Annotated in this window: 19 protein-coding genes; 7 read left to right on the top strand and 12 right to left on the bottom strand. The window is 67.6% G+C overall.

Translation table 11 applies throughout. The features are described from left to right. Window positions 1-10 precede the first annotated feature (10 nt). From FHR94_RS08050 to FHR94_RS08005, 10 genes are all read right to left on the bottom strand, one after another. On the bottom strand, window positions 11-415 hold the full coding sequence (locus FHR94_RS08050; protein WP_183325121.1) for a putative zinc-binding protein: 405 nt from the start codon (window positions 413-415) through the stop codon (window positions 11-13). 27 nt (window positions 416-442) lie between these two features. Continuing rightward, window positions 443-1,186, bottom strand: a complete 744-nt coding sequence (locus FHR94_RS08045; RefSeq protein ID WP_183325120.1) for a Crp/Fnr family transcriptional regulator — start codon at window positions 1,184-1,186, stop codon at window positions 443-445. Further along, a complete protein-coding gene (locus FHR94_RS08040; RefSeq protein ID WP_183325119.1) occupies window positions 1,146-2,402 on the bottom strand; it encodes a molybdopterin molybdotransferase MoeA in 1,257 nt (418 codons plus the stop codon). The genes FHR94_RS08045 and FHR94_RS08040 overlap by 41 nt, the downstream gene beginning before the upstream one ends. Continuing rightward, complete coding sequence (moaB, locus tag FHR94_RS08035) at window positions 2,399-2,995, bottom strand: molybdenum cofactor biosynthesis protein B (RefSeq protein WP_183325118.1); 597 nt, start codon at window positions 2,993-2,995, stop codon at window positions 2,399-2,401. The genes FHR94_RS08040 and moaB overlap by 4 nt, the downstream gene beginning before the upstream one ends. Before the next feature lie 11 nt (window positions 2,996-3,006). Continuing rightward, a complete protein-coding gene (locus tag FHR94_RS08030; protein WP_183325117.1) occupies window positions 3,007-3,828 on the bottom strand; it encodes a peptidylprolyl isomerase in 822 nt (273 codons plus the stop codon). A gap of 22 nt (window positions 3,829-3,850) precedes the next feature. After that, complete coding sequence (gene narI / locus FHR94_RS08025) at window positions 3,851-4,534, bottom strand: respiratory nitrate reductase subunit gamma (RefSeq protein ID WP_183325116.1); 684 nt, start codon at window positions 4,532-4,534, stop codon at window positions 3,851-3,853. Window positions 4,535-4,546: 12 nt separating this feature from the next. Then, complete coding sequence (gene narJ / locus FHR94_RS08020; protein ID WP_183325115.1) at window positions 4,547-5,332, bottom strand: nitrate reductase molybdenum cofactor assembly chaperone; 786 nt, start codon at window positions 5,330-5,332, stop codon at window positions 4,547-4,549. Continuing rightward, window positions 5,325-6,911, bottom strand: a complete 1,587-nt coding sequence (narH, locus tag FHR94_RS08015) for a nitrate reductase subunit beta (protein WP_183325114.1) — start codon at window positions 6,909-6,911, stop codon at window positions 5,325-5,327. The genes narJ and narH overlap by 8 nt, the downstream gene beginning before the upstream one ends. Next, window positions 6,908-10,684 (bottom strand): nitrate reductase subunit alpha, encoded by a 3,777-nt coding sequence (locus FHR94_RS08010; protein ID WP_183325113.1) that lies wholly within the window; start codon window positions 10,682-10,684, stop codon window positions 6,908-6,910. Before FHR94_RS08010 ends, narH begins: the two co-directional genes overlap by 4 nt. A 219-nt stretch (window positions 10,685-10,903) precedes the next feature. After that, window positions 10,904-12,208, bottom strand: a complete 1,305-nt coding sequence (locus tag FHR94_RS08005) for an MFS transporter (RefSeq protein WP_183325112.1) — start codon at window positions 12,206-12,208, stop codon at window positions 10,904-10,906. A 172-nt stretch (window positions 12,209-12,380) separates the two neighbouring features. Between FHR94_RS08005 and FHR94_RS08000 the strand changes: the two genes are divergently transcribed. The 7 genes from FHR94_RS08000 (at window position 12,381) to FHR94_RS07970 (ending at window position 20,036) form a co-directional block, all read left to right on the top strand. Continuing rightward, the gene (locus tag FHR94_RS08000) at window positions 12,381-14,285 is read left to right on the top strand and encodes a histidine kinase (protein WP_183325111.1); all 1,905 of its coding nucleotides are present in this window, start codon (window positions 12,381-12,383) and stop codon (window positions 14,283-14,285) included. A gap of 6 nt (window positions 14,286-14,291) precedes the next feature. After that, window positions 14,292-14,957 (top strand): two-component system response regulator NarL, encoded by a 666-nt coding sequence (gene narL, locus FHR94_RS07995; RefSeq protein ID WP_183325110.1) that lies wholly within the window; start codon window positions 14,292-14,294, stop codon window positions 14,955-14,957. 278 nt (window positions 14,958-15,235) lie between these two features. Beyond that, window positions 15,236-16,891: an MFS transporter gene (locus FHR94_RS07990; protein ID WP_183325109.1), complete on the top strand. Its 1,656-nt coding sequence runs from the start codon at window positions 15,236-15,238 to the stop codon at window positions 16,889-16,891. Between the two features lie 198 nt (window positions 16,892-17,089). Further along, window positions 17,090-18,484: an MFS transporter gene (locus FHR94_RS07985; RefSeq protein WP_183325108.1), complete on the top strand. Its 1,395-nt coding sequence runs from the start codon at window positions 17,090-17,092 to the stop codon at window positions 18,482-18,484. Between the two features lie 176 nt (window positions 18,485-18,660). After that, the gene (locus tag FHR94_RS07980; RefSeq protein WP_183325107.1) at window positions 18,661-19,119 is read left to right on the top strand and encodes a DUF4870 family protein; all 459 of its coding nucleotides are present in this window, start codon (window positions 18,661-18,663) and stop codon (window positions 19,117-19,119) included. After that, window positions 19,116-19,685 carry a cytochrome c oxidase subunit 3 family protein gene (locus tag FHR94_RS07975; protein ID WP_183325106.1) on the top strand — a complete coding sequence of 190 codons (570 nt, stop codon included), beginning with the start codon at window positions 19,116-19,118 and terminating at the stop codon, window positions 19,683-19,685. The genes FHR94_RS07980 and FHR94_RS07975 overlap by 4 nt, the downstream gene beginning before the upstream one ends. Before the next feature lie 60 nt (window positions 19,686-19,745). Next, the gene (locus tag FHR94_RS07970) at window positions 19,746-20,036 is read left to right on the top strand and encodes a hypothetical protein (RefSeq protein ID WP_183325105.1); all 291 of its coding nucleotides are present in this window, start codon (window positions 19,746-19,748) and stop codon (window positions 20,034-20,036) included. Between the two features lie 15 nt (window positions 20,037-20,051). On the opposite strand, the gene FHR94_RS07965 is transcribed toward FHR94_RS07970, so the two are convergent. Continuing rightward, on the bottom strand, window positions 20,052-20,261 hold the full coding sequence (locus FHR94_RS07965; protein ID WP_183325104.1) for a hypothetical protein: 210 nt from the start codon (window positions 20,259-20,261) through the stop codon (window positions 20,052-20,054). 25 nt (window positions 20,262-20,286) lie between these two features. Further along, a complete protein-coding gene (locus FHR94_RS07960) occupies window positions 20,287-22,233 on the bottom strand; it encodes a nitric oxide reductase activation protein NorD (RefSeq protein WP_183325103.1) in 1,947 nt (648 codons plus the stop codon). Between the last annotated feature and the right edge of the window lie 145 nt (window positions 22,234-22,378).

Below are 22,378 nucleotides of genomic sequence, written 5' to 3'. Positions count from 1 at the left end.
CGTGGACGCCTCAGGTGTCCATGACGCGAGCCGTCGCTCCCATGGGCAGCCGGGCGATCAGCTCGCCGACGCCTTCAGTGACCGTGGCGATGGTCGCCTCGTCGTAGAGCCGCCCCTTGCGCTTCTTCAGCCCCTGCTCGTAGAGCCGCACGTGCTCGGTGGGCGCGACCCCGACATTGGCCAGGCAGTGGCTCGCGCAGTGCATCTGGCAGCCGTCGATGGCCACGATGGGGCGGCCGGAACGGGCGATGCGCACCAGGCCCGGCACGCCACCGCCCACCCCGGCGATGCAGGACATCTCCGCCACGCCGCCATGGTCGAGGCGCAGGGCCACCTCATTGGCCAACTGCGCCACGTCGGAGCAGCCGGAACAGGAGTAGACCAGGGGGCGGGACGGCTTCACGGTTCGGGACATGGGACCTCCAGGAAAGATGACCAGATGTCAGTCCTCGGCGAGCATGATGTCGCGGAGCTTCTGCTCGTCGAGCACTTTCAGGCGCTGCCCGTCGATATGGATGGCGCCCTCGTCACGCAGCCGGGCCAGAAGCCGTGACAGGGTTTCCGGCGTCATGGCCAACTGGGCGGCCAGCCAGCGCTTGGGCATGGCCAGGCGCACCACCGGCGCCTGCGTCGTGTGTCCGGACGGCAGTTCACGCAGCAGATAGCTGATCAGCCGCGCCATGGCGTCGGCCTGGGTCAGCAGCGCCAGATCCTCCAGGCGCTCGGTGAGCTCCAGCGCCAGGCGGCTCATGAACTCGGCGCGACAGGCCGGCTGGCGGTCGAGAATCGCGCGGCAGCGGTCCGCGGGAATCGCCAGCACCCGGGTCCGGCGCAGGGCCTGGGCAGAGTAGAGATAGACGCCGGCACGGGACACCATGCTCAGCTCGCCGAGGGTGCCGCCCCGTGCCACGCAGCGGATGGTGGCGAGCCGGCCGTCCCGAGTGGCGCGAACCAGGCGTACCGCCCCGCTGATGACGATATACAGCCAGTGGGCCGGGGCCTCCTGGCGGAACAGCCACCCGTGGCTCGCGAGGGTGCGCACCTCGGTGTCCTTCAGCAACGCCTCGAGCGCGTCGTCGTCGAGGTCGCCCAGCCAGGACACGCCGCGCACCAGCTCACGCAGCTGCCGAGGCCGCAGCAGCGGCTCAGTCGAGGAACTGGGCACCGGGACAGTATCCGTAAGCATGGCCTTCCTCCACCGGGGTGTCGGCATCGATGATCAGGTAGCCATGGGCCTGGCTGGCGGCTCCCAGCATATGCGAGCCCTGACCGCCCGCGAGGCGCGCGACCGGCGCCCCGCCGGTCCAGTCGAGCACCACCCGGAGCAACTCCCGGCGGCCCCGAGGTGCCGGTCGGGAGAAGCCGGCGGTGACCGAGAAGCGTTGCAGAGGCGGTGGCGTGCGCCCTTGGCAGCCCTGCACGAGGGGCAGGGCCAGCCACTGCCAGCCCACCAGCGAGGCCACCGGGTTGCCCGGCAGGCCGATCAGCGGCGTGCCGTGCCGGAGCGAGTCGCCCAGGTAGCCCAGGGCGAAGGGCTTGCCGGGCTTCATGGCCACGCCATGGAAGGCGATCCCGCCCAGGCGTTCCAGTACCGGTCGCACATGGTCCTCCTCGCCCACCGAGATCCCGCCCGTACACACGACCAGATCGGCCTCGTCACGCGCCCGGGCAAGACATTGACCCAGGTCATCCGCCCGGTCCGCCGCGATGCCCAGGTCGAGGATCTCGCAGCCCTGGCCGGCTATCAGGGCCCGCAGCATGGCACCGTTGCTGTTATAGACGGCGCCCGGGGTCCAGGCCTGGCCGGGCTCGATCAGCTCATCGCCGGTGGCGAGAAGCGCCACCCGCAGCCGTCTGTGGACCTCGACCTCGGCGATGCCCTGCCCGGCCAGCAGGGCGATGGCCGCGGCGGTGAGTGGCGCGCCGGCCTCGAGCACGACATCGCCGGCCCGATGCTCCTCGCCACGCCAGCGGATATTGGCACCGTGGGCCACCGCACCGGCCAGGTGCACGCGTCCCTGGCCATCGACCTTCACGCGCTCCTGAGGCACCACGGCGTCGGCGCCCCGCGGCACCGGGGCGCCGGTGAAGATCCGCGCACAACCGCCCGTCGGCAGGTGCGTCACACCGGCACCGGCGGGGAGACGCTGAGCCACCGGCAGGCCGTCGGGCGCCGCGGCCAGGTCCGAAAGCCGCAGGGCATAGCCGTCCATGGCGCTGTTGTCCACCCCCGGCATGTCCAGCAGGGCCCGGACCTCCTCGGCCAGCACCCGCCCCGCGGCGTTGCCGAGCGTCAGGCGCTCGCGTCCGGCCACCGGCCGGGCGGCGGCGATCATCCGGGCTCGCGCGTCGAAGAGGTCGAGCAGGCCGGGAGTGACCACGTCTGCGCAGCCACAGTTCATGAGGCCACTCCTTCGCGGGTCCTCGTGTCCGCCGGCCTCCCCGTCGGTGCCTGGCGGCTGTCGCAGCGCTCGGCCTCGGGCAGCACCATGGCGACGAAGTTGCAGGGCCGGGTACGGGCATCAAGCTGGGCGGCCAGGATGCCATCCCAGGCGGTGGCGCAGGCCTTCGGCGAGCCGGGCATGGCGAACACCAAGGTGCGGTCGATCAACCCGGCCACGGCGCGAGACTGCACGGTGGAAGTCCCGATGCTCTCAAGCGACAGATGGCGGAAAAGCTCGCCGTAGCCGTCGATCGCCTTGTCGAACAGGGGCATGAGCGCCTCGGGGGTGGTATCGCGGGGCGTGAAGCCGGTACCGCCGTTGACCAGCACCACCTGGATATCGTCGCGCACCACCCAGGCCGATACGACGGCCCGGATGCGGTAGACATCGTCGGGCACGACCTGGCGCTCCCTCAGGGCATGGCCGGCCGCGGCAAGCCGTTCGCCGAGAAGATCACCGCTGCCATCCTCATTAAGGCCACGGGTGTCGGAGACGGTCAGCACGGCGATGCCCAGGGGCACGAAGGGCGCATCGGCAGGGACATGGGACATGGAAACTCTCCTCACTGCATCAGCGCCCCGGCGGCATCGTCGTCGAGCACGATGCCCTCCACGCCGATCTCCGCTTCCAGGGCCAAGAGGTAGTGGCGCAGGGCGCGGCGGGTGGCCTGCTCCCGCAGGCTGTGACGGACCTGGTCGGCCACCGCCTCATAGGGCAGCTCGCGACCCTCCACGCGCTCGTCGATGCTCACCACATGCCAGCCATAGCGGGAAGCCAGCGGCCGCTCGTAGAGTCCCTCAGGCAGGCGCTGGAGCGCCCGGTCGAACTCGGGCACGGTCTGACCCGGCACCAGCCAGCCCAGCTCGCCGCCCTGGTCCTTCGAGGGGCAAACGGAGTGGCGCTGGGCCAGCTCGGTGAAGCGCGCCGGCGCTTCCTGGAGCTCACGGATCAGCGTCTCGCCCAGCCGATAGCCGCTGTCGCGGGCCGGGGCGTCATCCGGGGCCGCGGCCAGCAGCAGGTGGCGTACCCGCAGGCAGGTGGGCTCGCTGAAGCGCTCGGGATGGGCGGCATGGAAGCGTCGGCAGTCCGCCTCGGCAGGCTCGGGCACGTCCAGCTCCTGCTCCAGCAAGGCCGCGATGGTGGCGTCGCCCTCGTCCAGGGCATCGCCATCGGCCTCGACCAGGCCCAGAATCGCGGCGCGCTGGCGTAGCAGCTCGCGCACTACCAGGGCCCGAGCCGCCTTGAGCTGGGCGCTGCCGGCGCTGTCCGCCGGGTGATACTGCATCTCTCGGGCGATGGTGGCCTCGTCGAGGGTCGCCTCACCGACCCGGATCGGTGGGGGGCTGGCGCCCCCCGGAAGCTGCTCGATATCGATCTTCTGCATGGCACTTTTCCTCCCCGTTAGATTAGCCGCGGCGACGGACCACCTGATAGCGCCGAGTGATATAGCCGAAGGGCACGCTCCATACATGTACCAGACGGGTGAAGGGGAACAGCAGGATGATGGTCAGACCGAGGAAGACATGCAGCTTGTAGATCCAGGACACCTCGGTCATGTAGTCCGCCGCCCCGCCACCGAAGAACACGATGGCCTGTGCCCAGGCGGCCAGGGTCAGCATCATCTCGCCGTCCAGGTGGCCCAGGGAGAAGAACACGCTGACCACGCCCAGGGCGGCCTGGAAGACGATCAGCCCGAGGATCAGGTTGTCCATGGTGCTGGACGACGCCTTGACCCGCGGATTGGTCAGGCGACGATGGAGCAGCATGGCGCCGCCGACCAGGCACAGCACCCCGGCGATGCCGCCGACCACGATGGCGACCACCTGCTTGGCCCCGGCACTGAGGAAGGGCGCATAGACCCAGTGGGGGGTCAGCATGCCGAACAGGTGACCGAAGAAGATCACGATGATGCCGATATGGAAGAGGTTGCTGGCCAGGCGCATGTTCTTCGACGAGAGCATCTGGCTGGAGCCGGTCTTCCAGGTGAACTGGCCGTGGTCGTAGCGCATCAGGCTGCCGACCAGGAACACCGTTCCGGCCAGGTACGGGTAGTAGCCGTAGAGCAGGTGTTGCAGGTATTCGCTAAACATGACGGGTCTCCTTTAGCGTTCGGTCGCGGCGCGGTCGGTCGAGCCGATGCTGGGCATGATCTTGACGGGGTCACTGGGCACGGCCTGCTTGCGCTCGGCGAGTCGCCGGCCCTCGGCGGACTGCAGGGCGCAGTCCTGGTCGGAGGAGGCGGAGAAGCGCACCGCCTCCTCCTCCCAGACCTCGTCCAGCGCCTCGGGGGTATCGTCGGGCGTCTCGTCCCGGACCGTCTCACGGTGGGCGTTCACGTCGTCCTCGGCACCGACCAGGGCCAGCAGCCCCAGCGGCACCAGGGCGTGGTCGGCGTCGCGTTCCTCCAGGCGGGCGGTGAGCAGCGCCAGGATGTGGCGGATCTCCCCCAGCCAGCGGCCGATGTCGGCCTCGGGCCGGGTGGAGAGGTACTCCAGGAACAGCGGCAGATAGTCGGGGAGCTCTCGGGCGTCGAGCTCGAAGCCCGCGGTGCGGTACTCGGCCATCAGGTCGACCATGGCCTGGCCGCGGTCCCGGGACTCGCCATGGACATGCTCGAAGAGCAGCAACGAGGTGGCCCGCCCGCGGTCGAACAACGCCACGTACTCGGCCTGCAGGTCCATGAGGTCGGCCTCCAGCAGGCGCTGACACCAGTCCATCAGGCGGGTGCGCAGCGCCGCCGGCCAGCGGCGCTCGGCGTCGAGGATCTCGATCATCTCACCGGCGGCCGCCTGGAGCTCCGCCGTGGGGTAGTCGAGCAGCCGGGCCAGCACCCGCAGGCTCAGCATCGGCTCGACCGGCTCGGGCAGTGTCATCGCACTCTCAACCATGACGGGCCTCCTCAGGTTTTTCATGGCGCCGACCCTCGCTCTGGGCCTGGGGTTCATAGACCTCCACCGGCTTGACCAGGGTGGTGGTTTGGGGACGGCCGTTGAACAGGCTCGGCTTGCTCTCGCCGTGGCAGCCATCGCCGAAGCTGAAGCCGCAGCCGCCGCGCTCCGGGAAGGCCTCGGTGGCCATCTCGCGGTGGCTGGTGGGGATCACGAAGCGATCCTCGTAGTTGGCGATGGCGAGATAGCGGTACATGTCCTCTACCTGGGCCTCGGTGAGGCCCACGCTGTCGAGCACCTCGGTCTCGGCCTTGCCGTCGACGTGCTTGCCACGCATGTAGAGGCGCATGGCCATCAGGCGCTTGAGCGCCAGCACCACGGGCTCCTCCTCGCCGGCGGTGAGCATGTTGGCCAGGTACTTGACCGGGATGCGCAGCGACTCGATCTTGGGCATCACGCCGTCGAACTCGACCTTGCCGGCTTCGGCGGCGGACTGGATCGGCGACAGCGGCGGCACGTACCAGACCATGGGCAGGGTGCGGTACTCGGGGTGCAGCGGCAGCGCCAGCCCCCAGTCCATGGCCAGCTTATAGATCGGGCTCGCCTGGGCGGCCTGGATGACGTTGTCGGGGACGCCATCCTTGCGCGCCTGGGCGATCACCTCCGGGTCGTGGGGGTCCAGGAAGATCTCGCGCTGACGATGGTAGAGGTCGCGTTCGTCCGGGGAACTCGCCACCTCCTCGATGCGGTCGGCGTCATAGAGCAGCACGCCGAGGTAGCGGATGCGGCCCACGCAGGTCTCGGAGCAGACGGTCGGCTGGCCGACCTCGATGCGCGGGTAGCAGAAGATGCACTTCTCGGATTTCCCGGTCTTCCAGTTGTAGTAGATCTTCTTGTAGGGGCAGCCGGAGATGCACATCCGCCAGCCGCGGCACTTGTCCTGGTCGATCAGCACGATGCCGTCTTCCTCGCGCTTGTAGATCGCGCCGGACGGACAGGAGGCCACGCAGGACGGATTGAGGCAGTGCTCGCACAGCCGCGGCAGGTACATCATGAAGGTGTTCTCGAACTGGCCGTAGATGTCGGCCTGGATCTGCTCGAAGTTCGCGTCCTTGCGGCGCTTGGCGAACTCGGTGCCGAGGATCTCCTCCCAGTTCGGACCCCATTCGATCTTCTTCATGCGCTGACCGGAGATCAGCGAGCGCGGCCGGGCGATCGGCTGGTGCTCGCCCTGCTTGGCGGTATGCAGGTGCTGGTAGTCGAAGGTAAACGGCTCGTAGTAGTCGTCGATCTCCGGCAGGTCGGGGTTGGCGAAGATGTTCGCCAGCACCCGCCACTTGCCGCCGATACGCGGTTCGATGCGGCCATCCTTGCGACGCAACCAGCCTCCCCGCCACTTCTTCTGGTTCTCCCACTCCTTGGGATAGCCGATGCCGGGCTTGGTCTCGACGTTGTTGAACCAGGCATACTCCATGCCCTCGCGGCTGGTCCAGACGTTCTTGCAGGTCACCGAGCAGGTATGACAGCCGATGCACTTGTCGAGGTTGAGGACCATGCCTACCTGGGAACGAATCTTCATTTCACGGCCTCCTGCTCATAGTCGTTGCCTTCGCCGTCCAGCCAGTCGATCTTCCGCATCTTGCGCACGATGACGAACTCGTCGCGGTTGGAGCCGACGGTGCCGTAGTAGTTGAAGCTATAGGAGAGCTGCGCATAGCCCCCGATCATGTGGGTCGGCTTGGGACACACGCGGGTCACCGAGTTGTGGATACCGCCCCGGGTGCCGGAGATTTCCGAGCCGGGGATGTTCACCAGGCGCTCCTGGGCGTGATACATCATCGCCATGCCGTTCTTGACCCGCTGGCTGACCACGGCCCGGGCCGTGATGGCGCCGTTGGCGTTGTAGAGCTCCATCCAGTCGTTGTCCTCGATACCGATGGACTTGGCGTCGTCCTCGGACAGCCAGACGATCGGGCCGCCTCGTGACAGGGTCTGCATCAGCAGGTTGTCGCTGTAGGTGGAGTGGATGCCCCACTTCTGGTGCGGAGTGATCCAGTTCAGGGCGATCTCCGGATTGCCGTTGCTCTTGGGCGCATGGACGCTGGCCACCGCCTTGGTGTCGATGGGCGGACGGTAGACCAAAAGGCTCTCGCCGAAGGCGCGCATCCAGGGGTGATCCTGGTAGAACTGCTGGCGACCACTCACGGTGCGCCATGGGATCAGCTCGTGGACGTTGGTGTAGCCGGCGTTGTAGGAGACGTGCTCGTCCTCGAGGCCGGACCAGGTTGGGCTGGAGATGATCTTGCGCGGCTGGGCGACCACGTCGCGGAAGCGGATCTTCTCCTCTTCCTTGGGCTCGGCCAGGTGGGTGTGGTCGCGGCCGGTGATCTTCGACAGCGCGTCCCAGGCCTTCACGGCGACCTGGCCGTTGGTCTCCGGCGCCAAGGCCAGGATCATCTCGGCGGCATCGATCGCGGAATCGATCAGCGGGCGGCCCTTTTGCGGCCCGTCCAGCTTGCGATGATTCAGCTTGCCGAGCAGCTCGACTTCCTTCTCGGTGTTCCAGCTGATGCCCTTGCCGCCATTGCCGATGTTCTCGAGCAGCGGCCCCACGGAGGTGAAGCGCTCGAAGGTCTCGGGGTAGTTACGCTTGACCTCGATCAACGCCGGCATCGTCTTGCCGGGGATCGGCTCGCACTCGCCCTTTTTCCAGTCCTTGACCTCTGGCTGGGCCAGCTCGGCCGGGGAGTCGTGCTGGTGTGGCAGCGTGACCAGGTCGGTCTCCTCGCCCAGATGCCCCACGCAGACCTTCGAGAAGGCCTTGGCGATGCCCTTGTAGATCTCCCAGTCGCTGCGCGACTCCCACGCCGGGTCGGTGGCCGCGGTCAGCGGGTGGATGAAGGGGTGCATGTCGGAGGTGTTGAGGTCGTCCTTCTCGTACCAGGTCGCCGTGGGCAGCACGATGTCCGAGTAGAGGCAGGTGGTGGACATGCGGAAGTCCAAGGTCACCAGCAGGTCGAGCTTGCCTTCGGCGGCCTCGTCCTGCCAATCGACTTCCTGAGGCTTGATGCCATCCATCTTGCCCAGGTCCTTGCCCTGCACCCCGTGGTTGGCTCCCAACAGGTACTTGAGCAGGTAGTCATGCCCCTTGCCGGAGCTGCCCAGCAGGTTGGAGCGCCATACGAAGAGGTTACGCGGGAAGTTCTGCGGGCTGTCAGGATGCTCCGCGGCGAAGCGCAGCTTGCCGCTCTTGAGCTCGTCGACCACGTAGTCGGCGGTGGACTTGCCCGCCTCCTTGGCCGCGCCGGCCAGGCGCAGCGGGTTGGTATCCAGCTGTGGCGCGGAGGGCAACCAGCCCATGCGCTCGGCACGCACATTGAAGTCGATCAGGCTGCCGGGGTAGTCCTCGACCCTGGCCAGCGGCGAGAGGATCTCCTTGACCTCGAGCTTCTCATAGCGCCACTGCGAGGAGTGGTTGTAGAAGAAAGAGGTGGAGTTCATGTGGCGCGGCGGGCGATGCCAGTCGAGGCCGAAGGCCAGCGGGGTCCAGCCGGTCTGCGGGCGCAGCTTCTCCTGGCCCACGTAGTGGGACCAGCCGCCGCCGCTCTGGCCGATACAGCCGCACATGACCAGCATGTTGATCAGGCCACGGTAATTCATGTCCATGTGGTACCAGTGGTTCATGCCGGCACCGACGATGATCATGGACCGTCCCCGGGTCTTGTCGGCATTCCCGGCGAACTCGCGGGCGATGCGCAGGCACTGGTCGGCGGGCACACCGGTGATCTTCTCCTGCCAGGCCGGGGTATAGGGCTTGACCTGGTCGAAGGCGGTGGCGCCGTCGTCCTCGCCGTCCTTGCCGAAACCGCGGTCGATGCCATAGTTGGCGCACATCAGGTCGAAGACGGTGACCGCCAGGACCTCGCGTCCGTCGGCCTTCTTGAGGCGCTTGGCCGGCAGGCTGTGGAACAGCAGCTCGTTGCTGGCTCCCTCGCTCTTCACATGCGCAAAGTGCTCATGGGCGATGCCGCCGAAATAAGGGAAGGCGACCTTGGCCACCGTGTCGCGCTTGTCGGCGAGCGTCAGCAGCGGCTCGATCTCGTTGCCCTCGGCGTCCAGCGGCTCGAGGTTCCACTTGCCCTGCTCGCCTTCCTTCTCTCCCCAGCGGAAGCCGATGGAGCCGTGCGGGACCACCAGCTGGTCGCGGGTCGCGTCCCAGGCCACGGTCTTCCACTCGGGGTTATTGTCCTGCCCCATGTTCTCGGCAAAGTCGCTGGCGCGCAGCTGCTTGCCGGGCGCATAGCTGCCATCCTCACGAGCCTCGAGCTCGACCAGGAAGGGCATGTCACTGTAGCGGCGCACGTAGTCGGTGAAGTAGGCGCTGGGTCTATCGAGGTGGAACTCCTTGAGAATCACATGCCCCATGGCCATGGCCAGGGCGGCGTCGGTGCCCTGCTTGGCGGAGAGCCACTCGTCGGTGAGCTTGGCGACCTCGGCATAGTCGGGGGTGACGGAGACGGTCTTGGTGCCCTTGTAGCGCACTTCGGTGAAGAAGTGGGCATCCGGCGTGCGGGTTTGGGGCACGTTGGAGCCCCAGGCGATGATGTAGCCCGAGTTGTACCAGTCGGCGGATTCCGGCACGTCGGTCTGCTCGCCCCAGGTCTGGGGGCTGGCCGGTGGCAGGTCGCAATACCAGTCGTAGAAGCTCATGCACACGCCACCGATCAGCGACAGATAACGGCTGCCGGCGGCGTAGGAAACCATGGACATGGCGGGGATCGGCGAGAAGCCGATGATGCGGTCCGGCCCGTACTGCTTGGCGGTGTAGACGTTGGAGGCGGCGATCAGCTCGTTGAGTTCGTCCCAGCCGGCACGCACGAAGCCCCCCAGTCCCCGGGCCCGCTTGTACTGCTTGGCCTTGGCCGGGTCCTCGACGATGGCCGCCCAGGCCTCGACCGGATCGCCCTTGGCCGCCAGCGACTCGCGCCACAGCTTGAGCAAGGGCTTCCTGATCAGCGGATGCTTGAGGCGGTTGGCGCTGTAGAGGTACCAAGAGTAGCTGGCCCCCCGCGGGCAACCCCGGGGCTCGTGGTTGGGCAGGTCCGGGCGGGTGCGCGGGTAGTCGGTCTGCTGGGTCTCCCAGGTGACCAGGCCGTTCTTGACGTAGATCTTCCAGCTGCATGAGCCGGTACAGTTCACCCCGTGGGTGCTGCGCACGACCTTGTCATGCTGCCAGCGCTGCCGGTAGCTATCCTCCCAGCCGCGAGACTCCTCGCGGGTCTCGCCGTGGTCGTTGGCGAAGGGCTCGCGGGCCCTGCGAAAGAAGTTCAGCCGATCGATGAAGTGACTCATGGTCGCTCTCCAGGCTCCTCGAAAGTTGCATGACCGTCTCGGGTCACCCGTCCTGTACCGTCGCCTCACGTCGCTCACGGCCAGGGTCGTTGGCGCCGATTCTGGTGGATCGGATGGCGGAATACTGCCCGGTTACCTCCATATACATGCCCCCTACCCCCAAGGGGATAGGCAGCCGGATGACAGGGGATAAGCCGATGGCGACAAGGGTCAGCCGGACTAGCGCGACGCCGGTGGCAGTCCACGCACATGGTCGGCCAGCATCACCAGCATGCAGGCCACCAGGGCGGCGTAGAGGAACATGAAGCCGGCGGTATCGAGGCCGATCCAGGCACGCCCGAGCACGAAGACCGGTGGCAGCAGGGCGGCGAAGAGCCCGCCCAGGGTCAGCGCCAGCCCCCCCACCAGGGCCATCTCGTCGGCGTGGTCGCGATGGATCAACCGCATCAGGCTGCCGAGTCCCAGACCCATGGCCGCGCCCATCGCCACCAGCAGCAGCTCGAAGCCCCACAGCGGGGCCTCGTAGCGTAGCGACAGCTCGCCGTGCACCCCCTGGATCTGCATGGTGAAGGGGGAGTAGGAGAGCAGGAAGAGACAGACCAGCACGAAGGCGCTGACCCACCAGCGCAGGCTGCGAAAGTCATAGCGGTCGGCCAGGGCGCCCCCCAGTACCTGCCCCGCCCCCACCGCCAGGGTGAAGGGCAGCGCCCAGAGTGCCGAGACCCGCAGCGGGAAGTCATAACGGGCGGCCAAGTGACCGGGCAGCCACAGCGCCAGGGCGACGAAGGCGCCGAAGAAGAAGGCGTAGGTGATCACCAGCCGCCATAGCGACCAGTCCCGCAGGCGTCGCAGCCCCATGAGGAGGGCCGTCGCCAGGGAGCGCTCGGCCACGGGACCCGATCCATCGGGGTCATCGGCAAACAACCACAGCAGCCCCGCCACCGCCAGCACTGGCAGCAGGTAGAGCAGGGGCGCCGACCGCCAGCCATAGGCCTGGCTGACCAGCGGCAGCAGCAGATAGCTGAGCCCCGCGCCCAGCATGCCGGCCCCGTAGAAGCCAAGCGCCAGGCCCGTGTGGCGAGACGGACCGAGCACGGCCACGTAGACCAGGCCGGCGGCCAGCGACCCGGCCCCCAGCCCGAGGCCCAGGCCGGCCAGCAGCAGCTCCAGGTAGTGGTCGGCCCGGCTGATCCACCACAGGAAGGGACAGATCAACAGCAGGCACCCCAGCATCACCCGCCGCCCGCCGATACGCCGGGCCAGCAGGGCCATGGGCAAGCTGGCCAGCGCACCGGCGAACAGGGGCATGGCGAGCAGCAACGCGAAGGCGACCTCGCCCATCGCGAGGTCCGCCCTCAACTCCAGCCCCAGCACGGCGAACAGGGTCCAGCAAGCGAAGACCAGGGCGAAGGCCAACGGTGAGAGGACTACCACCACCAGGGCTCGATAGCCGGGAGGCGCCGACTCGTCCTCGGGCGGAGCGGCACGCGGCAGCGGCGGGTCAGGCTCGTCGTCGCGGATCATGGGCGGCAGGCTTCGTGCAGGTTTTGTGAAAGATTCCTGAATTCTCGGGAGCGCCGCCCGGGGCGTCAAAAGGGCATGGGAGGTACACCTTTGAGGGCGATCCCCCTACCTACTAGGGTATAATGGCATTTTGTACGTCTCGTTCGTCGCCCCGGGGAGGGCCCACCCGCCGATGAAGCTGCTGCAACGTTCCCTGGTCGCCCGTATCAGCGCCTCCCTGCTGGCCATCAGCGCCATGGCGCTGGTCAGCATCATGGTGACCATGACGGTGGCCGGCGACAGCCGCGGCGATGCCGCGGCCATCAACCTGGCCGGCTCGCTGCGCATGAACACCTACCAGATTGTCGCCGCCCTGCAGCGCCACGAGCAGCAGCCCGATCCCACCTCCCGCGAGCGAATCGAGGTGTTGGGCGCGCGCTTCAGCGACCGCCTGGCCAGCCCCCAGCTCACCGACGCCTTGCCTCAGGCCGGCGATCACCCGCTGCGCGAGCAGTACCGGCTGCTGCAATCGCGCTGGGACGATGAACTGGCCCCCCGGGTGAACGGGGTCATCACCGGCGAAGGGCTAAAGATCGAGGCGCTGCAGCAGTCCCTGGCTGGCCTCGTGGACGACATCGACCGTCTGGTGACGCGGCTCGAGGAGAACAGCGAGGCCAAGATCCGCCTGCTCAGCGCCCTGCAGATCCTGTTTTTGGTGCTGACCGCGGTGGTGGTGGCGATCGCCCTCTACGACATCCGCCATAACCTGGTGGCCCCCCTGCATCAGCTGGTGGTGCTGGCCCGGGAGGCAGGCCAGCGTAACTTTGGCTACCGGGCCGGCGTGAGGGGGCATGACGAGCTGGCCTTGCTGGGCCGCACCCTCGACACCATGGCCGAGGAACTCGGGGCCAGCTATGCGCAGCTGGAGGCGCGGGTGTCGCGCAAGCAAGCCGAACTCGAACGCAGCAACCAGGCCATGCAGGTGCTCCACGACGGCAGCCGGGCCCTGTATGGCGGCGGCAACGACCTATGTGCCAGCGCAGCGCCCATGCTGCGCCGCCTCGAGGCGCTGCTCGAGATCGGTCCCCTCCGGCTGTCGCTGCACGACCCCTTCGACCAGCGCGAAGTCCCCATCCTGGCCACCCATTCGCCGACCCGGCCCACCTACTGCCGCGACTACGACTGCCATGCCTGCCTGCTCGACCCCGAGCCCCAGGCGCTGGACGAGCCGGGTGACACCGAGTGCCTGCTGCTGCCGGTCAACGTCGGCGACACCCTGCTGGGTACCCTGGAAGTCTGGTATCCCCGGTCGCTCGCCCTCTCCGACAGCACCCGCCGGCTGCTCAACGCCCTCACCGACCAGCTGGCCACGGCCATCTATCTGCAGCGGCGCATCGAGGAGCAGCAGCAGGTGACGCTGATGAATGAGCGCACCATCATCGCCCGGGAACTCCATGACTCCCTGGCTCAGTCGCTCTCCTACCTGAAGATGCAGGTGGCGCGGCTCGAGCGCATGCAGCAGAAGAACATGCCCCGGGAGACCCAGGCGGCGGTATTCGACGAGCTGCGCATCGGGCTCGACAGCGCCTATCGCCAGCTGCGCGAGCTGCTCACCACCTTCCGCCTCAAGCTCGAGGGGCCGGGCCTCTCGAGCGCCCTGCGCCAGACCACCGAGGAGTTCGCCGAGCGCCTGGGCTATCCCGTGGAACTGTTCTTCGACGTCCCCCCCCACCTGCTCAACCCCAACGAGGAGATCCACGTGCTGCAGGTGGTCCGCGAGGCGCTGGCCAACGTGCACAAGCACGCCCTGGCCCACTGGGCCTCGGTGTCGATACGCTTCAGCGAGGCGCGCCTGCGGGTCATGATCGAGGACGACGGCATCGGTCTTCCGGACGACGGCTCGCCCCCCATGCACTACGGCCTGGTGATCATGCGCGACCGGGCCGATACCCTCGGCGGCGAGTTTCAGGTATGCAATCGCGCCGCGGGCGGCACCCTTGTCGCCTTGACCTTCACCCCGCAGACCGCGCGTCTGATCGCCCAGCAGCCTGCCAGCGGGCCCGAGGCCACCGCCATTCCACACGGACACAGGGACTAGCCCAGGATGACCCGGACCGATCACGATACCCCTGCCACGATCCTGCTCATCGATGACCATCCGCTGCTGCGCCGCGGGGTGGCCCAGCTGCTTGAGCTGGAGGACGACCTAGACCTGGCCGGCGAAGCCGGCGACCCGGAGGACGGAATCCGGCTGGCCGGCGAGCTCGACCCGGACATGATCCTGCTCGACCTCAACATGCCCGGCCTGGATGGCATCGCCACCCTGAAGCGCCTGCGCGAGGAGGGCTTCGCCGGGCGCATCGTGATGTTCACCGTTTCCGACCATGAGGAGGACGTGGTCAACGCCCTGCGCAGCGGGGCCGACGGCTACCTGCTCAAGGACATGGACCCGGATGACATGGTGCGCCAGCTGCGCCAGGCCGCCCTGGGGCGGATGGTGATCAGCGAGAGCCTCACCGCCCTGCTGGCCGAGGCGCTGCGCAACCAGCGCAACCAGCCCGCGGCACCGGATATCCACAGCCTCACCCAGCGGGAGCGGGAAATCCTGCGCGAGCTGGCCGGCGGCCTGTCCAACAAGCTGATCGCCCGCAAGCTCGACATCACCGAGGGCACCGTGAAGGTCCACGTCAAGCATCTGCTCAAGAAGCTTAACCTGCGCTCGCGGGTGGAAGCCGCGGTGTGGGCCGTGCAAGAGGGTGTGGATCGCTAAGGGGGGCGGGATTCTGTGTGGATACCTCCAAAGAATCCCGCCGTCCGGGTCCCCGCGTCCGCCCCATCGACCGCAAGGCTAACTCCCTGAAGCGACAGGGAAACGATGCCCCTACCCCTCTACCCCTCAAGGGGTATCTCGCTGTTTTTTGGGCTTTTTCGGGCCGTTTCGCCGGCCTTCCCCCAGGCGTATCTTTCGCGACAACGCCCCAGGCTTGATGTCGGTCAACCGCCATCGCGCGACGGGGCTTCATCGAGAGACCGCAAGGGGGACCTATCATGACCCGAGAGAGTGCCGATTCCGCCCGCTGGGCGGCCGAGCATGCAGCACGCCCACCCGGCTCGGACCGGCGTAACGCCGATATCGAGCAATGGGACGTCGAGGACGAGGCGTTCTGGCAACAGACGGGCAAGCGGATCGCCAATCGCAACCTGTGGATCTCCATTCCCAGCCTGCTGATGGGCTTCGCCGTCTGGTTGATGTGGGGGATGATCACCACCCAGATGCAGAACCTGGGCTTTCCCTTCACGGTGGATCAGCTGTTCACCCTGACCGCCATCGCCGGCCTGTCGGGTGCCACCCTGCGTATCCCGGCCTCGTTCATGATCCGCATCGCCGGCGGGCGCAACACCATCTTCCTGACCACCGCCCTGCTGATGATTCCCGCCCTGGGCACCGGCATCGCGCTGATGAACCCGGACACGCCCTTCTGGGTGTTCCAGGCGCTGGCGCTGCTCTCGGGGATCGGCGGCGGCAACTTCGCCAACTCGATGAGCAATATCTCCAGCTTCTTCCCCAAGAAGCAGCAGGGCTATGCCCTGGGCATGAACGCGGGCCTCGGTAACTTCGGCGTCACCACCATGCAGATCCTGATCCCGCTGGTGATGACCGTGGGCATCTTCGGTGCCATCGCCGGCGACCCCATGGAGCTGCAGAAGGCCAGCGGTACCCTGATCGGCCGCATCGAGGCGGGCACCGATACCTGGATCCAGAACGCTGGCTTCATCTGGCTGGTCTTCTTGATCCCGCTGGCCTTCGCCGGCTGGTTCGGCATGAACAATATTCGCACCATCACGCCCAACCCCGGCTCTCCCTTGCAGGCATTTGGCAAGATCGTGGGCCTCTACGGGGTGGGCCTGATCACCTCCGTGGTCGGTGTGGCCGCCTTGGGCTGGCTGAGCATGTGGATCGCCCTGCCGCTGACCATCGTGCTGACCCTGGGGTTGCTGCGCCTGATCCCTGGTGACATCAAGCCGAACATCCAGAAGCAGTTCGCGATCTTCTCCAACAAGCACACCTGGGCGATGACGGTGCTCTACATCGCCACCTTCGGCTCCTTCATCGGCTTCTCCGCGGCGCTGCCGCTCTCCATCAGCGTCATCTTCGGCAACATGATGGAGGTGGCCGCCGATGGCAGCCTGACCCGTGTGGCCAATCCCGATGCCCCCAGCGCCCTGACTTGGGCCTGGATGGGCCCCTTCGTCGGCGCCCTGATCCGCCCGGTGGGCGGCTGGATCTCCGACAAGGTGGGCGGCGCCATCGTCACCCAGGCGATCTCCGTGGTGATGGTCCTGGCCTCCGCCGCCGTAGGCTACGTGATGATGCTGGCCTACAACGCGACCGACCCCAACCAGTACTTCTGGATGTTCCTTGGGCTGTTCATCGTGCTGTTCGCCGCCAGCGGCATCGGCAACGGCTCCACCTTCCGCAGCATCGGCTTCATCTTCGACCTGCAGCAGAAGGGCCCGGTGCTGGGCTGGACCTCCGCCGTGGCCGCCTACGGCGCCTTCATCGCCCCGCGGGTGATGGGCGAGCAGATCAAGGCCGGCACCCCGGAGATGGCCATGTACGGCTTCGCGGTCTTCTACGCCCTCTGCCTGGTGGTCAACTGGTGGTTCTACCTGCGCCCCGGCGCCTATGTGAAGAATCCCTGAACCATACAGGGAACCTGCCATCGCCCAACCGGGCCCCGGAGCGGGCCCGGTCGGGGCACCGAGGGCCTACTCCCAAAGGGATAGGCCCCGGGAATCAAGGAGTAGCGGCGGCGGCATCTTGATGTACATCAATATCGTCGTCGTCGTGACTGTCAGTCTGGAAGGCGACCATTCCTGCATCGCCGAAGGAGGCACGACATGAAACATCTTGAGGGCGTGACCCGACCACAGCAGTACCGGGCCCTGACGCTCAGCACCCTGGCGTTCACCACCTGCTTCGCGGTGTGGACGATCTTTTCCATCATCGGCATCAAGATCAAGCAGGACCTGGGCCTCAACGAGACCCAGTTCGGCATCCTGGTGGCCACTCCGATTCTCACCGGCTCCATCAGCCGGCTCTTCCTCGGCATCTGGACCGAGCAGTTCGGCGGGCGCCGCGTCTTCAGCCTGCTGATGCTGATCACCGCCGCCTGCGTCTTCCTGCTCTCCTTTGTTGAATCCTATGCCATGTTCCTGGTCGCCGCCCTCGGGGTGGGCCTGGCCGGGGGGTCCTTCATCGTCGGGATCGCCTACACCTCCTACTGGTTCGAGAAGGAGAAGCAGGGCACGGCGCTGGGCATCTTCGGCGCCGGCAACGCCGGGGCGGCGGTGACCAACTTCGCCGCCCCCTTCCTGCTGCTGGCGCTGGGCTGGGAGCAGACCGCGGTGGTCTATGCCATCGTGCTGGCCGTGGTGGCCGTGGGCTTCTGGGTGTTCTCCAAGGAAGACCCGCTGACCCGCTCCCGTCGCGGCGGCGGCGGCAAGGCCACCTCGGCCCGCGAACAGCTGGAGCCGCTCCGGTATCTGCAGGTATGGCGCTTCGCCCTCTACTACTTCTTCGTGTTCGGCGCCTTCGTCGCCCTGGCCTCCTACCTGCCGCGCTACTACGTCGGCGCCTACGACGTCAGCATCGCCGTGGCGGGCTCGCTCGCGGCGCTCTACACCCTGCCGGCCAGCGTGTTCCGGGCGCTCGGCGGCTGGATGTCCGACCGCTACGGCGCCCGGGCGATCATGTACCTGACCTTCATCGCCTCGCTGGTGTGCCTGTTTTTGCTCGCCTACCCGGAAACCAGCTACGTGGTCCAGGGCAAGGAGGGCGAGATCGCCTTCACCCTGGCCATGCCGCTGTGGGGGGTGGTGGTGCTGACCGTGCTGCTGGGCTTCTTCATGTCGCTGGGCAAGGCCGCGGTCTTCAAGCACATTCCGGTCTACTACCCGGAGAACGTCGGCTCGGTGGGCGGTCTGGTCGGCATGATCGGCGGCCTGGGCGGCTTCTTCCTGCCCATCCTGTTCGGCGCCGTGCTCGACCTCACCGGCATCTGGACCAGCTCCTACATGGTGCTCTTCGTGCTGGTGGCCGTCTCGCTGATCTGGATGCACGGCGCCATCCGCCGCATGGAGCGTGCCCGGGTGCCGGAACTCGGCGAGGAGCGCTATCGCTACCTGCCCGAGATCCAGGGGCCGGCGGCCCGCTATGCCGGCCGGCAGGCGTCTCAGGCCGGTGCGTCCGACCCCACACCGCCTCATTCCTCCTCCCGGAACGCCGAGGCCTGAGCCCCTCGCCGCCATCGAATGCCGCCTTCGGGCGGCATTCGGCATTCAGGAGCGCCGCACCTTGATCCAGGCCAGGAAAATTCACCACGCCCTGCACTATAGTGGTATCTTAAATACATCAATAGGAGCCGGACCCGACCGGACGATCCGACTCCTCGCCAGACGAGAGGTCCGCCATGTCAGCCACTCCCTCCCCGTCCGCCGACTCGCTTCACGCCGCCTCGTTTCAGAACAGCAAGGCCGCCCGCGGCCGCGGCACGGCCATCATCGTCTACCTGCTCTTGCTGGGTAGCGTACTGGCGGTGGTCACCGCCCCCATCGGCGTCGCAATCGCCCACCTCAGGCGCCGCCAGGCCGAGCCTTGGGTCGCCACCCACCTGCAGTTCCAGATCCGCACCTTCTGGCTGGGCGTGCTGGGCGGCGGCCTCTTTGTGGCCGCCTGGCAGTTGCTTGGCTTGCTCGGCGCCCCCGCCCTGGCCCCCTGGGCACTGGGTTATATCTACTTCACCGCCTGCCTGATCTGGATGGTGGGCCGCTGCGGGGTCGGCATCGCCCGGCTTACCGACAATCGCCCGGTGGCCAATCCACGCAGCCTGGCCTTCGGTGGCGCGCGCATCACCCTGGCGGACACATGACCCCTCGCGCGTTGCCCAACCCCGGCTGGGGGCCCCTCTCGGCCCTGCCCGGCAACCCGCTGATGTGGGTGTTGATCCTCAGCGAGATGCTGGTGTTCAGTGCCTTCTTCGCCCTCTATGCCTGGCAGCGGGCCAGCGAGACGGCCATCTTTAACGCCTCGCAGCAGCAACTGGAGCCGCTGATGGGCGGGCTCAATACCCTGGTGCTGCTGACCAGCGGGCTCTGCGTGGCCCTGGCCGTGGAGGCGGTGAGTGCCGATCGCATCCCTCGTGCCCGCCGCTGGCTGGGCGGCGCCATGGCGCTGGGCATGCTGTTCGGGGGGATCAAGATCATCGAGTACGCTGACAAGTTCGCCGTCGGGATCACCCCGGAAACCAACACCTTCTTCGGCTTCTACTACGGCCTCACCGCCTTCCACTTCGCCCATGTGCTGTTCGGCCTGGCGCTGCTGGCGCTGGTTACCTGGCGGACCTCCACCGAGAACGTGGAGACTGCGGCGGCCTTCTGGCACATGGTCGATTTGATCTGGATATTGCTCTATCCGCTGCTCTATCTACTTCGCTAAAGGCTCCCTCGCTTCGCCAAGCCGCATGCGACCGGGATTCCCTGCATTCTTGAGGTGACCATGACCGCACTGCCCGGCACCCGCCGCCTGCTGATCACCTGGGCGACCCTGATGGGCCTGACGGTGGTCTCGATGGTCTCGGCGCGCCTGAACCAGGACGACTGGCAGGCGCTGCCGCTATGGTCGGCGGCGCTGGTGATCCTCGCCACCGGCTTCAAGGCCCAACGGCTGCTGATGGTCTACCTCAACCTGCGCGCCGCCACCCCAGCCTGGAAGGGCACCTTCGTGGGGCTGGTGGTGCTGACGCTGGCGCTGATCGCCGGCGGCTACCTGGCGGCGCGGTTGACCTGAAACAGGCCAGATGCCTCAGTGCCTCGAGGGTGGCGGCGTGGCCCGTGCCCAGCCCTCCAAGGCGCGGCCCAGGCGCAGCAGCCCATAGACCACGAAGGGCATCAGCAGCATCAGCCCAATGCCCCAGTCGCGGTTGTTGATCAGCCAGACCAGTGGTAGTACCACCGCCACGGCGGTCAGGCACCAGGCCGCCACGGCCAGCAGGAGTCGGGAACGGGGGGACATGGCGGGCCTCCTTGTGAGGAATGCGTCAGGTGGCGATGATCTGGCGGTAGATCCCCGGCAGCGCCAGGGAGAGATGCTCGGGGCGCGCTACGATGGCATAGCCACCGCGACCGAACAGCCGGGGGATGTACTCTCCCGCCTCGCGGTCGATGGTCACTCCGAACACCTTCACCTCCTGGCGGCGCGCCTCGAGCACCGCCTTGCGGGTGTCCTCGATGCCGTAGCGTCCCTCGTAGTAGTCGTTGTCGTTGGGCTTGCCATCGGTGAGCAGCAGCAGCAGGCGATGCCGGTTGGGCCGCTCGGCCAGTTGCCCGGCCAGGTGGCGGATCGCCGGCCCCATGCGCGTATAGCTGCCCGGCTTGAGCGCGGCGATACGCCGCGAGACCCGCTCACCCATGGGTTCGTCGAAGGCCTTGAGGGTATTGACCCACACCTTGTGGCGCCGCTGGGAGGTGAAACTGTGGATGGCGTAGTCGTCGCCGCAGCCGGCCAGGCCATGGCCCAGCACCAGCAGCGCCTCCTTGGCCACGTCCAGCACCCGGCGATCCTCCAGCCAGGCCTCGGTGGACAGCGACACGTCCACCAGGATCGACACCGCCAGGTCCCGGGCCTGGGTGCGGCTGGCCAGGTAGAGGCGATCGCTGGCCTCGCCGGTGGCGGCCAAATCACAGCGGGAGCGGATCACCGCGTCCATGTCGAGCTCGCTGCCGTCGAGCTGGCCGCGCAGGATCTCGCGGCGCGGCCGCAGCGCCTCGAACTCGCGGCGCACCCGGCGGATGCGCCGGCGGGTGGCCTCATCGGGTTCCCAGTCCTCTCCCTCCTCCTCCTGCACGTCGCTCACCACTACGCAGTGATCGGGCAGATAGGCCTGCTTGCGATGGTTCCACTCGGGGTAGGTATGGCGCCCCGTCAGGCGCCCTCCGCTCGCCGCATCCGGCGCCAGGTCAAGATCAAGCTTGAGCCTCGAGCTGGCTCGCTGGCAGTTGGGCGTCAGCACGATCTCGTCGATCTGGTCGGCGGCCTGGCGCGCCTCGTCCTCCTCCTCATCTTCCACGTGGCGGTTGAGGTTCACCATCTCGGCCCAGGAGAGCATCTTCTCCATGTTGTTGAGCATCAGCGGGTCGTCGCGGTCGGCCTGGTCCTGCTCGCGACGGTCGGCCTTGCGCTTGCCGTGGTCATCGTCAGGCGAGGCGCCGGCGCGAGCCGGCTCGTCATCATCTGCCACCGTGGCCTCGCGGGCCCCGTCGCGGGTGCCCAGGGTCATCGCCTGGCCCCACAGCGGCACCGGCAGCGGCGGACGATAGCCGCGGGGCGCATGGAACGCCTCCAGGGGCAAGGTCTCATCGCGGATGGCGCGCTGCATGGCCGCCGCCCACTCCCCTTCGGGGTCGGGCGCCCCGAGCTCCGCGCACAGGGCGGCTTCCAGGTCCGCCTCCATGGGCGGCAGCCGACGGCGCCGAGGACGGATCGCCAGCAGCTCGCCGCACAGGCGGACATAGCGCTCCGTCAGCCCCGGGAAGCGCGCCAGGGCCGCCCGCGCGGTACGGCGTGCCTCGCGCAGCCGCACCAGATCCGCCTGCAGGGAGTCGATAGGTAAGTTTAGCGGACGGGCCTCGGCCAGGAAGGCGGTGAGCCACAGATAGAGGTCACGGTTCAGGGCGGCCTCGGGGAAGAGCGCCAGGCACGGCGGCAACAGCAGGTGTTCCTCGTCGCGGCGGGCCTGGTCGAGGTCCTCCTCGTCGAGGCCCAGGCGCTGGCGCAGGCTCAGGCGGTGGGCGGAGCCGCGCCGGGCGATGGCGGCCACCTCGAGGCCCGGCTCACCGCCCCCGGCGCGGAAGAACACGCCAAGCATGGGGCGCAGGCTCTCGAGGGACACCGCCGCCTCGGGGTGGTCCGGGTAGCTCGCCGCCCCGGAGGCCCAGCGGTGCCAGAAGCGGCCGACGGTCTCCTCGACCTCAAGAAAGTCCAGCATTCTAACGCTCCTTTCAGAATCGAATAGGGCCCTGTAGGTCGGATAAGCCGAAGGCGCATCCGACGATGTGACGGGGCCTCTTCGACCCGATCCGCCGGGTGCGCTCGCAGGCTCGCTTACCCGACCTACACCGCTCATCGCCCCA

Origin of the sequence: Halomonas cerina (assembly GCF_014192215.1) — a bacterium.
Taxonomy (GTDB): domain Bacteria; phylum Pseudomonadota; class Gammaproteobacteria; order Pseudomonadales; family Halomonadaceae; genus Halomonas; species Halomonas cerina.
This window is presented reverse-complemented; position numbering and strand designations above follow the sequence as displayed.

Coding starts and splice junctions, on each gene's coding strand:
- FHR94_RS08005 (WP_183325112.1), bottom strand. CDS start 12,208: ATGATCCGCGACGACGAGCCTGACCCGCCGCTGCCGCGTGCCGCTCCG.
- FHR94_RS07990 (WP_183325109.1), top strand. CDS start 15,236: ATGACCCGAGAGAGTGCCGATTCCGCCCGCTGGGCGGCCGAGCATGCA.
- FHR94_RS08030 (WP_183325117.1), bottom strand. CDS start 3,828: ATGCAGAAGATCGATATCGAGCAGCTTCCGGGGGGCGCCAGCCCCCCA.
- FHR94_RS07960 (WP_183325103.1), bottom strand. CDS start 22,233: ATGCTGGACTTTCTTGAGGTCGAGGAGACCGTCGGCCGCTTCTGGCAC.
- FHR94_RS07965 (WP_183325104.1), bottom strand. CDS start 20,261: ATGTCCCCCCGTTCCCGACTCCTGCTGGCCGTGGCGGCCTGGTGCCTG.
- FHR94_RS07985 (WP_183325108.1), top strand. CDS start 17,090: ATGAAACATCTTGAGGGCGTGACCCGACCACAGCAGTACCGGGCCCTG.
- narJ (WP_183325115.1), bottom strand. CDS start 5,332: ATGGTTGAGAGTGCGATGACACTGCCCGAGCCGGTCGAGCCGATGCTG.
- narI (WP_183325116.1), bottom strand. CDS start 4,534: ATGTTTAGCGAATACCTGCAACACCTGCTCTACGGCTACTACCCGTAC.
- FHR94_RS08040 (WP_183325119.1), bottom strand. CDS start 2,402: ATGAACTGTGGCTGCGCAGACGTGGTCACTCCCGGCCTGCTCGACCTC.
- FHR94_RS07975 (WP_183325106.1), top strand. CDS start 19,116: ATGACCCCTCGCGCGTTGCCCAACCCCGGCTGGGGGCCCCTCTCGGCC.
- moaB (WP_183325118.1), bottom strand. CDS start 2,995: ATGTCCCATGTCCCTGCCGATGCGCCCTTCGTGCCCCTGGGCATCGCC.
- FHR94_RS07970 (WP_183325105.1), top strand. CDS start 19,746: ATGACCGCACTGCCCGGCACCCGCCGCCTGCTGATCACCTGGGCGACC.
- narH (WP_183325114.1), bottom strand. CDS start 6,911: ATGAAGATTCGTTCCCAGGTAGGCATGGTCCTCAACCTCGACAAGTGC.
- FHR94_RS08010 (WP_183325113.1), bottom strand. CDS start 10,684: ATGAGTCACTTCATCGATCGGCTGAACTTCTTTCGCAGGGCCCGCGAG.
- FHR94_RS08000 (WP_183325111.1), top strand. CDS start 12,381: ATGAAGCTGCTGCAACGTTCCCTGGTCGCCCGTATCAGCGCCTCCCTG.
- FHR94_RS07980 (WP_183325107.1), top strand. CDS start 18,661: ATGTCAGCCACTCCCTCCCCGTCCGCCGACTCGCTTCACGCCGCCTCG.
- FHR94_RS08050 (WP_183325121.1), bottom strand. CDS start 415: ATGTCCCGAACCGTGAAGCCGTCCCGCCCCCTGGTCTACTCCTGTTCC.
- narL (WP_183325110.1), top strand. CDS start 14,292: ATGACCCGGACCGATCACGATACCCCTGCCACGATCCTGCTCATCGAT.
- FHR94_RS08045 (WP_183325120.1), bottom strand. CDS start 1,186: ATGCTTACGGATACTGTCCCGGTGCCCAGTTCCTCGACTGAGCCGCTG.